This is a genomic window from Pseudomonas sp. NPDC088414 (genome assembly GCF_044753325.1).
Lineage (GTDB): Bacteria > Pseudomonadota > Gammaproteobacteria > Pseudomonadales > Pseudomonadaceae > Aquipseudomonas.
In genome coordinates, this window is the sequence record NZ_JBIVMY010000001.1 from 476939 (window position 1) to 489820 (window position 12882).

Annotated in this window: 12 protein-coding genes; 5 read left to right on the forward strand and 7 right to left on the reverse strand. The window is 60.0% G+C overall.

Features of this window, described 5'->3' with window-relative positions:
• Nucleotides 1–176 precede the first annotated feature (176 nt).
• Complete coding sequence (locus tag ACIP8I_RS02105) at nt 177–824, forward strand: hydrolase (RefSeq protein ID WP_400758289.1); 648 nt, start codon at nt 177–179, stop codon at nt 822–824.
• A gap of 134 nt (nt 825–958) precedes the next feature.
• On the opposite strand, the gene ACIP8I_RS02110 is transcribed toward ACIP8I_RS02105, so the two are convergent.
• The 5 genes from ACIP8I_RS02110 to ACIP8I_RS02130 all read right to left on the reverse strand — a co-directional run bounded on the left by ACIP8I_RS02110 (nt 959) and on the right by ACIP8I_RS02130 (nt 8231).
• Nucleotides 959–2269, reverse strand: coding sequence for an ArnT family glycosyltransferase (locus tag ACIP8I_RS02110; RefSeq protein ID WP_400758291.1), 1311 nt, complete (start codon nt 2267–2269; stop codon nt 959–961).
• Nucleotides 2270–2618: 349 nt separating this feature from the next.
• A complete protein-coding gene (locus ACIP8I_RS02115; RefSeq protein ID WP_400758293.1) occupies nt 2619–5240 on the reverse strand; it encodes an EAL domain-containing protein in 2622 nt (873 codons plus the stop codon).
• A gap of 168 nt (nt 5241–5408) precedes the next feature.
• Nucleotides 5409–6347: an AraC family transcriptional regulator N-terminal domain-containing protein gene (locus ACIP8I_RS02120; RefSeq protein WP_400758295.1), complete on the reverse strand. Its 939-nt coding sequence runs from the start codon at nt 6345–6347 to the stop codon at nt 5409–5411.
• A 24-nt stretch (nt 6348–6371) separates the two neighbouring features.
• Complete coding sequence (locus ACIP8I_RS02125) at nt 6372–7205, reverse strand: oxidoreductase (protein ID WP_400758297.1); 834 nt, start codon at nt 7203–7205, stop codon at nt 6372–6374.
• Nucleotides 7206–7376: 171 nt separating this feature from the next.
• Nucleotides 7377–8231, reverse strand: a complete 855-nt coding sequence (locus ACIP8I_RS02130) for a type 1 glutamine amidotransferase domain-containing protein (protein WP_400758298.1) — start codon at nt 8229–8231, stop codon at nt 7377–7379.
• Between the two features lie 101 nt (nt 8232–8332).
• Here ACIP8I_RS02130 and ACIP8I_RS02135 point away from each other — a divergent pair, with 101 nt between their 5' ends.
• Complete coding sequence (locus ACIP8I_RS02135; protein WP_400758300.1) at nt 8333–9247, forward strand: LysR family transcriptional regulator; 915 nt, start codon at nt 8333–8335, stop codon at nt 9245–9247.
• A 30-nt stretch (nt 9248–9277) separates the two neighbouring features.
• Here ACIP8I_RS02135 and ACIP8I_RS02140 read toward each other — a convergent pair whose 3' ends face one another.
• On the reverse strand, nt 9278–10021 hold the full coding sequence (locus ACIP8I_RS02140) for an anti-sigma factor family protein (RefSeq protein WP_400758302.1): 744 nt from the start codon (nt 10019–10021) through the stop codon (nt 9278–9280).
• Entirely contained in the window at nt 10014–10526 is a 513-nt protein-coding gene (locus tag ACIP8I_RS02145) for a sigma-70 family RNA polymerase sigma factor (RefSeq protein ID WP_400758304.1), read from the reverse strand. The genes ACIP8I_RS02140 and ACIP8I_RS02145 overlap by 8 nt, the downstream gene beginning before the upstream one ends.
• Before the next feature lie 153 nt (nt 10527–10679).
• Between ACIP8I_RS02145 and ACIP8I_RS02150 the strand changes: the two genes are divergently transcribed.
• The 3 genes from ACIP8I_RS02150 to ACIP8I_RS02160 all read left to right on the forward strand — a co-directional run bounded on the left by ACIP8I_RS02150 (nt 10680) and on the right by ACIP8I_RS02160 (nt 12878).
• On the forward strand, nt 10680–11648 hold the full coding sequence (locus ACIP8I_RS02150) for a metallophosphoesterase family protein (protein WP_400758306.1): 969 nt from the start codon (nt 10680–10682) through the stop codon (nt 11646–11648).
• A 14-nt stretch (nt 11649–11662) separates the two neighbouring features.
• The gene (locus ACIP8I_RS02155) at nt 11663–11971 is read left to right on the forward strand and encodes a plastocyanin/azurin family copper-binding protein (protein WP_007967109.1); all 309 of its coding nucleotides are present in this window, start codon (nt 11663–11665) and stop codon (nt 11969–11971) included.
• Between the two features lie 238 nt (nt 11972–12209).
• Nucleotides 12210–12878 (forward strand): GntR family transcriptional regulator, encoded by a 669-nt coding sequence (locus tag ACIP8I_RS02160; RefSeq protein ID WP_007967111.1) that lies wholly within the window; start codon nt 12210–12212, stop codon nt 12876–12878.
• The last annotated feature ends 4 nt before the right edge of the window (nt 12879–12882 follow it).

Sequence of the window (12882 nt, forward strand, 5' to 3'; positions counted from 1 at the left end):
TGCGTTCCTCTTTTCGCGACACAGCACGTCGCGCAATGCTACTACTGCGTCGAACATGGGAACAGCACAATGGATTTTCCGGGCATGGCGTCATTCGCACATGTTTCGGAACCCATCACCCGCACAGGCTCCGGCCTGATTCACAAACGTGCGTCACCCATGAAAAGGATTTGCCAATGGCAAGCGAGACTCTCCGCAACCCCCATACCGATCAACTACTGACCCCGGAAAACTCGGCGTTGATCATCATCGATTATCAGCCTGTTCAGGTTTCTTCGATCCGCTCGATGCCGCGTGATGAACTCGTCTTCAACATAACCAGCGTCGCGAAGGCGGCGGTCAACTACAACCTTCCGATCATCCACTCGACAGTCAATGTCGCGACCGGCCGCAACAAGCCGCCGATTCAGGAACTGCAGAAGGTCCTCGGCCATCTGCCGACCTATGACCGCACATCGATCAACAGTTGGGAGGACACGCAATTCAAGCAGGCGGTCAAAGCGCTCGGGCGCAAGAAGCTCATCATGACTGCACTCTGGACCGAAGCGTGCCTGACATTCCCGGTGCTCGACGCGATCCAGGAAGGTTATGACGTTTATGTGCCGATTGATGCGGTCGGCGGCACATCGCTCGCCGCGCACGAGGCGGCGTTGCGCAGAATGGAACAGGCGGGGGCGAAGCTCATCAGCCGGGTGCAAATGTACTGCGAACTACAGCGCGACTGGGCGCGGGAAGTGACCGTACCGGGCTTTCTGGGCGTATTCGAGAACTTCGACGGGTTCAACGCTGAAAAAGCGCTGGAAGAGGCGAACAACAAGGCCTGATTAGCGGGCAGTGGATGAAGGTGTCGCTCGCGAAAGCGGGCGATACCTTTATTTTTTTCCTGCTGCAGATGACTGCTTTTGTGTCGGCCCTATCGCCGATTCAGTGTCGCTAACTCATGTGTCAGGAAGAGGCTTCACCAAAACCAATATGGCAGAAACTTTGGCGTGGGTTCGATCATGAGTTCCAAGTGGTAGGTGATCGGGTTGAAGAAAAACATGTCCAGTATCAAAAAGGCTCCTACCCCATAGGAAAGTGTCATGAACTCACGATAGGGGTGTTCGACAAAGTACTCCTGTTTAACACGGTAGAAGCTCAACAACGCAGACAGCCCCAGGCCTGCGCCGAGGTAGTTGGGCTGTAACGGGACTTCGGCGAAGTTGTTATAGACCAGCACCGCAACCAGCATCCCCAACCCCAGCAGGGGCAACTTCAGGCAGAAATTCATCAGACCGTTTCTGGCGCGGACGAAGCTGGCTTCCTTGCTGACGAAGAGGTAAGCGGCCAGCAACGAAATCGCCGGGGTGATTGCCAGGATGTAGCGCGCTTTCTTCGAGCTTGGAATTGTGAACAGCACCAGCAGCACCAACAGCCACCCGGTTAGATACAGCAGCAGGTCGATGTCTTTATCGCGGGTCGAGCGGAAGAACTGTTGGTACTTCTTGAGAATTACATTAATGGCGTAAAACACCGTGATGCCGTAGGTAAACAGGCCTGCGGAGAAGTAGAAGTAATAGCGTGGCGCGTGGTCGGAACCGAAACGTCCGATGCCTTGCATGTTCAGCACGTCGTCGAGGAACGCTTGCCCCCCTTGCAAGTAGGCCGCCCATGCCAGCAGCGCAACCCCCAAAGCCAGAATCACGCCCGAGAGCAATGAAAACAGTAGCAACATGCGCCACTGCCGGCTCAGCAAGTAATAAGCGCCAATGACACTCGCCGGTCCGATCAAGCCAATAGGCCCACGAAAGGCGAAACCCAGCGCCAGGCCGAGGTACAGAAACACCAGGCGCCGCGGGTCCTTTTTCATTTCCGCCGAATAGGCAAAATAGAAGCACATCACCGTTAACAGCGCCGGATAGATATCCAGGGCCAGCGAGTTGACGCCGTCAAGAAAGGCCCAGGTCAGCAGGCTGAAAAGCACACCATACGCACCCCATTTCTTGCTGTGCAGCGCCCCCAGCCGATAAATGAATACCAGCATCAGCGACGCGGCTACGCAGGACGGAATACCCATGGAAAGAACGGACACCCGGCCGAACGGCAAGGAAACCAGATAGACCAACAAGGTATTGAGGACCGTGTAGTCGGGATAAGGCTTGAGATCGTCGGCAATCGGGAACAGCGTGACGCCGTGCTGCAACATGTACTCGGCAAAGTCGACAAAGCGTGTTGTGTAGTTGAGGACAGCGGGTTTGTACTGCAACGCCATGAACACGGCCAGTGTCATGAAAAAAATGCTCAGGCATGGATTTCTCGTAATCAATCCCGTCAACATTCCAGCCCGCGAAGTGCGTTCTACAACAAGCGGGGCATCATATCGATCCATCGTTAACCCTTTAGTGAAGTTGTTCTTTTGACCGTAATCCTGACAGTCCGGTGACGCCTGCATTGAACTTGTGTGTGGCGCGAAATAGACGTTGAGCCTGGCCCGCGGCGAGGACTATTCAAACATGACGGCCCTAAACACACCCTGAACAAAACCCATTGAAGTCAACACGAACACCGTATTAACGAAGCGTGTCGAGCCGGGCTGTGTGCATTTCGATGATTGATTATTGCCGGCGATGCAAGGCCGGCTAAATGACGCGTCCTTTCTTTGGCGACGGATGATCGGCCGGTTCGGCCCTGGCGCTTTTCAACAACTGCGCAAACGCGCTCTTGTCGATCGGCCTACTCATGAAATAGCCCTGCACCTCGTTGCATTGATCCTTGCCGAGAATCTCCAGTTGCTCCTCGGTTTCCACGCCTTCGGCGGTCACGGTCAGACCCATGGCTTTGCCCAGGCCGATGATCGCCTGCACCACCGCGCGGTCATTGGCGCCGTGGCTGATCGAGGCGATGAAACGCTTGTCGATCTTGATCCCGTCGAACGGGTAGGCGCGCAGGTAACCGAGGGACGAGTAGCCGGTTCCGAAGTCATCCATGTTCAGGCGCACGCCCAGTTGCTTGAGCGCATTCATCGTGGCCAGCGCGCCGTCGGTGTCGACCAGCATCACGTTTTCGGTGATTTCCAATTCCAGGCGACTGGCCGGGAAACGGGTCTGGATCAGCGCTTCGCGAACGTCTTCGACGACATCGCTGAGGGCAAATTGCGCCGGGGACAGATTGACCGAAAGCAGAATGTCCGACGGCCAGCTCAGTGCCGTTTCACAGGCTTCGCGCAATACCCAGCGCCCCAGCGCCACGATCAGGTCGGTTTGTTCCGCCAGGCCGATGAACACGTCCGGCCCCAGCAGGCCCTTGGTCGGATGCTGCCAGCGCACCAATGCCTCGACCGAAACGATGTGCTTGCCGTCGACGGTGTAGCGCGGCTGGTAATGCAGGATGAATTCGTCGTTCTTCAGCGCACCGCGCAAATCGCTTTCCATTTGCCGGCGGGTCTGGATCTGGTCGTTCATGTGCGCTTCGAAATAGCACCAGGTGCTCTTGCCCTCGGACTTGGCCTGATACAGCGCGATGTCGGCGCAACGGATCAACTCGCTGGGCACGAAGCCCTGGCGGCGGCTCAGCGCGATGCCAATGCTGGCGCCGACGTGCAACGGATGGTGCTCGAAGACCATCGGCTGATGCAGGCTCTCGACCAGCCGGGTGCAAAAGCGGTCGACCTCCTGTCGAGTGTCCATACCATTGAGCACCACGACGAATTCGTCACCGCCCAGGCGCGCGACAATGTCGAGCTCACGGGTGCATTCGCGCAGGCGACTGGCGACTTCCTGCAACACGGCATCGCCGGCCGGGTGGCCGAGGGAGTCGTTGATCGGCTTGAAGTTGTCCAGATCGATCACCAGCAGCGACAGCGCTGGCGCATGCTCCTTGAGCTGCAGCGCATCATCCAGATAACGCGCCAACTGGTTGCGATTGGGCAGGCCGGTGAGGGCGTCGTGCATGGACAGGTGCTGGATCTGCGCATGGGCGGCGACTTCGTCGGTGATGTCGCTGGCGGTGCCGCGATAGCCGCTCACGGTGTGCTTGTCGAGGATTGGGCGTGCCGACAACCGGCAATGACGTTGCTGCCCGGCGTGATCGCGGTAGGTGCAGCGCAGGTCGCTGGCATTGCTGTCTTCGGTGAGTTTTTTCAGCCACAGCTCCAGCGGCGTGGTATCGCAGGACACCAGTTGCCCGATGCCTTGCCCCAGCCACTCGGTTTGCGGGTAACCGGTCACCTCGCTGAAGCGCGCTGAGAGATAGGTCAGGCGCAGTTGATTGTCGACCTCCCAGATCCAGTCCGACGCTGCTTCGGCGACCGCGCGAAAACGTTCTTCACTGGCTTCCAGCGCATGATTGGCCGCTTCCAGCGCCTGATTCGAGGCCTGCAGCGTGCTGAAGCTGTGGTCGACGTAGGTCGAAGATCGCAAGGCGTGACGCAAGAAATACCCGGTCAACAGCATCAGCACCGCCATTACCCCGCCGAGCGTTGGCAGCAGCGACCACAGCAGTTGCCGGCCCGGGCGTTCGAGGTCCGCGCTGAGGCTGTAACCGGTGCTGTCCAGCGGCACCCGAGGCTGTTCCTCGCCGAGCGTGTCATCCGGGGCAAGTTTCAGGTTCTGCAGGCCATAGGCAGTGCCGATCGCCTGCAGTTTGCTCGGCGTCAGCTTGTCGACGAACACCAGCACCGAGGTCTGTTTCGGATCGCCCAGCGGCCGCTCGTCGTTGGGCAGGATCGCCGCGGCCGTGACCAGTGCCGGCGAGCCGTCGAACAGCGAGTAAGCACTGATCGGCACCGTCAGATCGGTCTGGGTTTGCACCTGATCGATCAGTGACGCGGCAGAGACCTTGAGCAGGGCGTTGATGTCGACGTCGTCGAGTTGACCCTGCACGACGGCGTACTTCGTGCGGCCCCGATCCAGCACAAACACACCGTCATAGCCGTCGCTGGTGAACAGGGTCTTGCCGATGTTCTGCTGGGTGTAAGCCCAGTCGGTATCGATTTGGGTATGCAAGTGTTCGTAAGCCGTGGTCCAGTCGGCGTAGCTGGTGATGTAGCTTTTGGAGGCGGCGATGCGATTCTCCAGCGCACGGGCCGTATAGAAACGGGTTTGTTCGACATCCTCGCGATCCAGGCGAGCGGCAATGCCGAGCAGGGTGCCAATGGCGGCAATCACCCCGACGATAAACAGCGCACCGACCGCAAACGCCAACCGGCGGGTGATTGTGCTTTGCTGAGGCGGAACAGGCGCAGCGGGAGCGAAGACATCCATATGTTCGTCCTTGACTCTCTGTCTGAATCATCTGGAACAGCGGCCCGCGTGCAATGTTCAATGTGTTTGCCGGGCTTGCACCGAGGCGGATTTCTCAAGCGTAGTGAATGCGCGGGGATTTTGCCTTGAGACTGCGGCGGGCGTGCGATGGCCGGGAGCGATTGGTGCTCAGTGCGAAGACACGTACAGGGAGGGCGTGGTGGATTGGGGCAGCGCATACGTGGCTTTCATCCACGCAATCTCGGCCAGCGGTGTGCGGCCGAAGAAGCGCTTGAATTCGCGGCTGAACTGCGAGGCGCTTTCATAACCGACGTTGAACGCTGCCGTCGCGGCCGGCATGGCGCCACGCAGCATCAGCAAGCGCGCCTGATGCAGGCGCGTGGCCTTGAGGTATTGCATCGGCGATGAGTCGGTGACGTTGCGAAAATGCACATGAAAGCTCGGTACGCTCATTCCCGCTTCCTCGGCGAGGGACTCGACATCCAGGCGTTGCTCATAGCTGCTGTGAATCCGCCGGATCGCCCGGCTGACCTTGCCGAAATGCCCTTGCTGCTGGAGCGCCGCACGCATCGAACCGCCCTGGGCACCGGTCAGGATCCGGTAGTAGATCTCCCGAACCAGCGCCGGCCCGAGGATCTGCGCGTCGCCCGGATCGCTCATCGCTTCGAGAAAACGCAGGGTCGAGGCGCGCAATGGATCATCCATCGGCGAGGCGTACATGCCCTTTGGCGGAGCGTCGCTTGGCCCAAACACCTCGTCGACCTGCAGCATCAACTCGCTGGCCAATTGCAGGTCGAGGCGCATATACACCGCCAGCATCGGCTCAGCCCCACTGGCCTCGGTTTCCATGGTGAACGGCACCGGCACCGAGACCACCAGATAATGCTGAGCGTCATAGACGTAGACGTCATCGCCCAGAAAGCCGCGCTTGCGCCCCTGACAGATAATCACGATGCCCGGGTCATACAGCACCGGGGTGTTGCTCAAAGGCCGATTCGAGCGCAGAAACCGCACGTCCTCCAGCGCACTGAGGTTGTAGCCCTCCAAGGGTGCGAGTTGTTCGAGCAACTGCACCATGCGCGCGGTGTACGGATCGGATGGACTCATGGGCATTGATCTCTGTGCCGGGACTCAGCCATCGGTGGAGCGGGTCAGGGTTTCCCATTGCTCGATGTCGCTGAGGCTGCGTTGCAGTTTATCGCGCACCAGATTCAGCGCATCGCTGCCCAATAGCAAGTGTGCGGGCGGTGCGGCGCTGGCGATCAGTTGCAGCATGGCCTGCGCAGCCTTGCGCGGATCGCCCAACTGCTTGCCGCTTTTCTCCTCGCGGGCCTTGCGCACCGGGTCGAAACTGGCGTCATAGTCGGCAATGCTACGCGCCGTGCGCTGCATCGAACGCCCGGCCCAATCGGTGCGAAACGAACCAGGTGCCACCGCCGTGACAAAGATGTTGAACGGCTGCAATTCCTTGCTCAGCGTATCGGAGAGCCCTTCGAGGGCAAACTTGCTCGAACAGTAATAGGCAATGCCGGGCATGGTGATGGTGCCGCCCATCGAGGTGATATTCAGAATGTGCCCGGCTCGCCGCTGCCGGAAATACGGCACGAACGTCTTGATCATCGCTGCCGCGCCGAACACGTTGACGTCGAACTGTCGCCGCATGTCCGCCAGCGGTGACTCCTCGAAAACGCCCTCATGCCCGTAACCGGCGTTGTTCACCAGCACATCGACCGGACCCAGTGTGGCTTCGACGTCGGCGATCACCCCGTCGATGCGTTCGAAATCGGTGACGTCGAGCAACACCCCGTGTGCCCGATCCGCTGACAGGGCCTCGAATGACTTCAGGTCGGCGTCATTGCGCACGGTACCGATCACCCGGTGACCGGCGCTGAGGGCCTCCTGTGCGAGCGCGCTACCGAAGCCGCTGCTGACACCGGTGATAAACAGGGTTTTGCTGCTGTGCATGGCAATCTCCGACGGATAAGTGAGAGGCCATGGTAGGCAGCCTGGGGCGAGAGGGGTATGCCGGTTTATCTGTGAGGATTGCCTGTTCCTATTGGCAGACCGGTGGGGAAATGGCGCTCCACCAGATAACAACGCCGCTCATTGAGCGGCGCGGTAACAGAAGAATCAGCCCTACGCTGGGTCAAGGGGCTTGAGCCGTTCGAGGATGACGTTGCCCACATCCAGCGCCGAGCCAGGATTCTGGCCGGTAATCAACTCGCGGTCAGTGACGACGTGAGACGTCCATGGCGCCGTGTTGCTGCTGAAGATGCCTCCGGCTTTTTCCAGCGCCGTTTGTGGATAGAACTTCATCGCGCCGCCATTCAACAGTCCCTTGGCGAGTTCTTCCTCCTGATTACTGATGACCGTGAACTTGTAGCCTGCGTAGGCCCAACCGGCGGCCGTGGTCTGGCTGCCAGTCTCGAGCTGGCGGGTGAAGGTTGTCGGGTCGTTGAGCGTCGACAGCAAGGCGATCGGCCCATGGCAGACGAGGGCAGTGGTCTTGTTGTTGGCGTGGAAGTTGTTCAGCAGCTTACCCAATGCCGCGCTGTGCAACAGGTCCTGCATGGGAGCGTGGCCGCCGGGTACGTAGACCGCATCGAAATGCTCGTAGCCGATCTGTTCGACACGCGACAGGCTGATGACCGGGGATTCGCCCGGCGCGGTGATCCGCAGTTTCTCCAGCAGCGCCTTGTGCTCCTGCAGTGCCGCGACATCGTTGTTGAAATACATCTTGTCATTTGACGACGGGTCCAGCGTAGGCGCCTTTCCCGTCGGCGTTGCAAAGGTCACCGAGTGCCCGGCATCGAGCAGCAGCTTCACCGGTTGCATCAGTTCGTTCAGGTAGAAACCGGTCGCAAAGACTTTACCGTCCTTGAGGTCGAGGTGGTTGGCGTCAGACAACACGACCAGTACGTTGCCGGCCTGGGCGTTGAAGGCGCCAGTGCAAAGGGTCATTGCCAAAGCGATTCGGGTGATGGGGCGCATGGGATTTCCAGGGGGGGAATGAGCGTTGCGACAACTGTATTCATGCCCATGCAGGCGATAAACTGGCTCGCGGGAACATCACTTGTTCTTTGGAGGTAAAGGTGAGCCGGCGATTCGATTATCTTGCGGATGTTGAGGTCTTCGTCACCGTGGTGGAGAAAGGCTCACTGAGCGCGGGTGCCGTGTCACTGGCCACAACGCCGTCGGTGGTCAGTCGGGCGATTTCGCGTCTGGAAACGCGTCTGGGCGTTCAGTTGCTGCGGCGCACCACGCGACGCCTGAGCCTGACTGATGCGGGTTTGCTGTACCTCGAACAGTCCCGTACGGCGTTCTCGTTGATCGATGACGCAGAGCGGGCGATTCTCGGGCAGGAAGGTACGTTGAGCGGTCGGGTACGACTCAGTGTCCCGACCACTTACGGGCATTACCGGCTACCGGCATTACTCTCTCGCTTCAATCGCCAGTATCCGCAAGTGCGCATCGAACTGAGCATCAGCAATCGCAATGTGGATCTGGTGGCCGAAGGGTATGACCTGGCCATTCGCCTTGGGCCATTGCCGGATAGCGGCCTGATTGGACGCAAGCTTGAGGACGCGAATCTGTGCGTGGTCGCCTCGCCGGATTACCTGCAGCGTGCCGGCATTCCTCGCAGCGTCGATGAGCTGGCCGGGCATGCCTGTCTGTCGTTTGTGATGCCCAGCACCGGCCGGGTCGGGCCCTGGCTCTTCCGCGAGCATGGCGTTGACCGCGATTGGATACCGCAGGCGAACGTTCAACTGTCTGATGACGTGCTCGGCACTGTCTCGTTGGCCGAGCACGGTATGGGCATTTGCCAGACGTACGACTTTATTGTTCGGGAACGGATTAAGAGCGCACGTCTGATCCCGTTACTCGAACAGGCTGGCGGTCGCTCCCGACCGTTCTCGGTGATATACCCGCCCCATCGCCAGTTGTCGGCGGCGTCCCGGGCGCTGATCGACTTTCTGACCCAGGAAGTGGCAGACGAAGCACTCTGAACGTGATGCTGACTCGGCACGCCGCCCGGATCAGGAGCCATTCCGGAGCAACTGCCCCAGCGCCTCCAACTCAGTTTTCTCTACGTCCGACACCAGCACGAAACGCATGTGAGCGGATTGCCACGACACCACGTTGAACCCGCGCAGGCTCTGGCTCTGCACGGCTTTATCAGCCTCGCTCGTCGGCAGGATGAACACGTTGATGATGTGCTTGGCATGCCCATAGCTCAGGGCAGCGGTGGTCTGGTGCTGCAGGTAATCCAGGCGCCCGCCGAGCAGGGGAAAGCCCTGCGCCGAGTAGTCGGAAACCGGGGGCGAGAAGTCGAGTTTGCCGGTGAACCAGGGCTTGACGGTGTGGCGGTCGGAGGACACCACGTCGTTGAGGTGTTCGCCCATCAACGAGCGCACGTGGCTGGACACGGCCTCGTCGATCAAGGGTTGCTCGCTGCCCGGAGTGGCGACATACAGCACCATCGCCAGGGCCAGCGCTGCGGCGGAAAAGGCCGGAGCCAGCCATTTTTGCCAGCGCTGGATCAACCCCGGCGCAGGTGTGTCGGCGGCGAACACGCTGGCCGTCAGTGAGGCGGGGGCGCGGTAATAGGGGGCATGGCGCTTCACGCTGACCTTGAGCAACTTCGCTTGCTCGTGCAGCCGCGCGCACTCGGCGCAGATGCTCAGGTGCGCGGCCACCTGCGCCGTCGTCGCCGGATCCAGCTCCTGATCCAGATAGCCGTGCAGTTGGGTCTGGCAAACCTTGCAGTCGAGTTCATTCATGATCGTGCAACTTCAGCAGTTCGAGCTTGAGCAGGGCCCGTGCCCGGGCCAGCCTGGACATGACGGTGCCGATGGGAATATCGACCACCAGGGCGATGTCCTTGTAGGGCAGGTCTTCGAGTTCCTTGAGCACGATCACCTCGCGAAACGCCGGCGGCAGAGCGCACAGCGCTTGCTGCAGCAACGCGGCGTTTTCCGTATGAATGGCCAGCAGTTCCGGGGTCTGGCCATGGCTCAGGGGGCCGTCGTCAGTCACCATGTCGTCATCGATGGCGACCCAATGGCGTCCGGCCGAGGCCTTGAGCCAGGTGTAGCTTTCGTTGCGCACGATAGTCAGAAACCACGCTTTGGCGTTGCCATCGGCGAAACGCTGCAAAAACCGGAAGGCGCGCAGAGCGCTTTCCTGCACCACATCGCGCGCAGCGCTGTCGTTGCCGGTGAGCCAGCGCGCAAGGTTGTAGGCCGCGTCCAGATGGGGCGCAATCAATTCCTCAAATCGCTTCATGGTCGGTTCCGCACCGTCACACCCCTATAACCGTGCAGCGGCAGGTTTTATTCGCGCAAAAACATTTATTTTTTGCCGTGGAATAAAGCCTCGCGCCGCCAGGTTTACCTCGTGTCAGCTACCTCACTGTAGTTCGCCCGCGAGGACATACCGATGGACATTCAAGCAAAACATCCGCTGCGTACCGACGGCCCGCTCAACCCGGACCGGCGAACCCTGCTCAAATGCTCGGCGTGGGCCGGGGCCGGGGTCCTCTGGGCCTTGAGTGGCGGCATTCCCAAAGCCTTTGCGCTGGACGAAGCGGGCAACGTCAGCGACCCCAAGGCGCTGGCCAGCACCTTTCACTTCGTGCAGATCAGCGACTCGCACATCGGCTTCAACAAGGAGGCCAATCCGGAGCCGGTCAAGACCCTGCAGGTGGCGATCGACAAGGTCATCGCGCTGCCCAAACGGCCGTCGCTGATCCTGCACACCGGCGACATCACTCACCTGTCCAAGCCCGAGGAGTTCGACACCGCCGCGCAATTGCTCAAGGGCCTGCCGTCCACCGTGCATTACATACCCGGTGAACACGACACCCTCGACGAGGGCGGCGGCAAGCTGTACCTGGAGCGTTACGGCAAGGGCACCAAAGGCAACGGCTGGTACAGTTTCGATGACCATGGCGTGCACTTCATCGCGCTGATCAATGTGTTCAATTTCCAGGCCGGCCATGAGGCCAACCTCGGCGCCGAGCAACTGGCCTGGCTGGCGGATGACCTGCGTGCGGTTTCCACCAGTACGCCGATCGTCGTATTCACCCACATCCCGCTGTGGACGATTTATCAGCCGTGGGGCTGGGGCACCGGGGATGGCGATCAAGCAATAGCGATGCTGCGCAAGTACGGTTCAGTGACGGTGCTCAACGGGCACATCCATCAAGTGATCCAGAAAGTCGAAGGCAATATCACCTTTCACACCGCCCGTGGCACGGCCTATCCGCAGCCGGCACCGGGCGCGGCACCGTCGCCGGGGCCGATGACGGTGGCAGCCGATCAATTGCGCAATTACCTGGGGATCACCGACGTGCGCGCGACCCAAGGCGAGCATCCGCTGGCCCTGATTGATTCGACACTGGTGTAACCGAGGGCGAACCGATGAAAACGCGACTGTTGGCGCTGATGGGCCTGTTGCTGGCGATGCCGGTGTGGGCCGCGGAAGTGAGGATCGACATCAAGGAATTCATGTTCGCCCCCAAGGACCTGACCGTGGCCGTCGGCACCAAAGTGACGTGGGTCAATGACGATCAGATTCCGCACACGGTGGCGGAAACCCACAAGGTGTTTCGCTCGGGGGCGCTGGACACCAATGACAGTTTTTCCTGGGTGTTCGATACGCCGGGGGCGTTTGAATATTTTTGTGTGTTGCATCCGCAGATGATTGGCAAGGTGGTGGTGACGCAATGATGCATGCCGCAGGGTGCGGTTGAGGCGAGTGTTACTCAGCTACCAATCTGCACCTTTGCGGGGCTCGCCATGGGCCATCGGGTAGCACCACTCAAGTTTGGAGCTGCAGGATCTGCTCGCTGTTGTTTTCTTAAATCATTCAAATCAAGCGCTTGGCACGGTGCGGCGAAATCTGGCATGCATCGTGCTTTTTTTGTATCCGTGGATAATTGGATACAAAAAGACAAAAGGTGCTGCCATGCAATTCGCTCCCGCCTACGACCAGCGTCAACCGATGACCGCCGAGGAAGAGGCCTACAACTTTCTGTTGGAAGGCATTTGCGGCGGTCGTTATCGCAAGGGCGACCGGTTGATCGCCGAGGACATCGCCAGTGAAATCGGCATGAGCCGCATGCCGGTGCGCGAAGCCTTTCGCCGCCTCGATGCGCAGGGCCTGGTGACGCTGCGGCCTAACCGCGGCGCGGTGGTCAGCGGTCTGGATGTCGAGCAAATGCATGAAGTCTTCGAGATGCGCAGCGCCCTGGAAGGACTGGCGATTCGCATCGCCGTGCCAAAGATTAGCGAGCGCCAGTTGACCGCGCTGGAGCGGCTGCTCGATGAAATGGATGACTACCGCGAGGAGAGTGCGGCGTGGGTCAGCCGCCATCGCAAGTTCCATGAATACCTGTGCAGCCTCAGCGATCGGCCACGGCTGCTCAAGCAGATCGGCGCCCTCTACTCATTGATCGAAGCGCCGATGCGCCTTTGGCTGCAGCACATCGAAAAGCCCCTGAGTGCGCGCCAGGAACACCAGATGATCCTCGATGCGATTCGCGCCGGCGATGCCAGCAAGGCCGAAGCCGTGGTGCGCGAGCACATCGAAGGCACGGTCCCCGAGCTGATCAAATTTTTGCAATCGGAAAAATAACCAC

Excerpts from the sequence above, each read along its gene's own strand:
- ACIP8I_RS02105 (WP_400758289.1), top strand. The coding sequence starts at position 177 with ATGGCAAGCGAGACTCTCCGCAACCCCCATACCGATCAACTACTGACC.
- ACIP8I_RS02160 (WP_007967111.1), top strand. The coding sequence starts at position 12,210 with ATGCAATTCGCTCCCGCCTACGACCAGCGTCAACCGATGACCGCCGAG.
- ACIP8I_RS02150 (WP_400758306.1), top strand. The coding sequence starts at position 10,680 with ATGGACATTCAAGCAAAACATCCGCTGCGTACCGACGGCCCGCTCAAC.
- ACIP8I_RS02140 (WP_400758302.1), bottom strand. The coding sequence starts at position 10,021 with ATGAATGAACTCGACTGCAAGGTTTGCCAGACCCAACTGCACGGCTAT.
- ACIP8I_RS02120 (WP_400758295.1), bottom strand. The coding sequence starts at position 6,347 with ATGAGTCCATCCGATCCGTACACCGCGCGCATGGTGCAGTTGCTCGAA.
- ACIP8I_RS02155 (WP_007967109.1), top strand. The coding sequence starts at position 11,663 with ATGAAAACGCGACTGTTGGCGCTGATGGGCCTGTTGCTGGCGATGCCG.
- ACIP8I_RS02115 (WP_400758293.1), bottom strand. The coding sequence starts at position 5,240 with ATGGATGTCTTCGCTCCCGCTGCGCCTGTTCCGCCTCAGCAAAGCACA.
- ACIP8I_RS02130 (WP_400758298.1), bottom strand. The coding sequence starts at position 8,231 with ATGCGCCCCATCACCCGAATCGCTTTGGCAATGACCCTTTGCACTGGC.
- ACIP8I_RS02110 (WP_400758291.1), bottom strand. The coding sequence starts at position 2,269 with ATGACACTGGCCGTGTTCATGGCGTTGCAGTACAAACCCGCTGTCCTC.
- ACIP8I_RS02125 (WP_400758297.1), bottom strand. The coding sequence starts at position 7,205 with ATGCACAGCAGCAAAACCCTGTTTATCACCGGTGTCAGCAGCGGCTTC.
- ACIP8I_RS02145 (WP_400758304.1), bottom strand. The coding sequence starts at position 10,526 with ATGAAGCGATTTGAGGAATTGATTGCGCCCCATCTGGACGCGGCCTAC.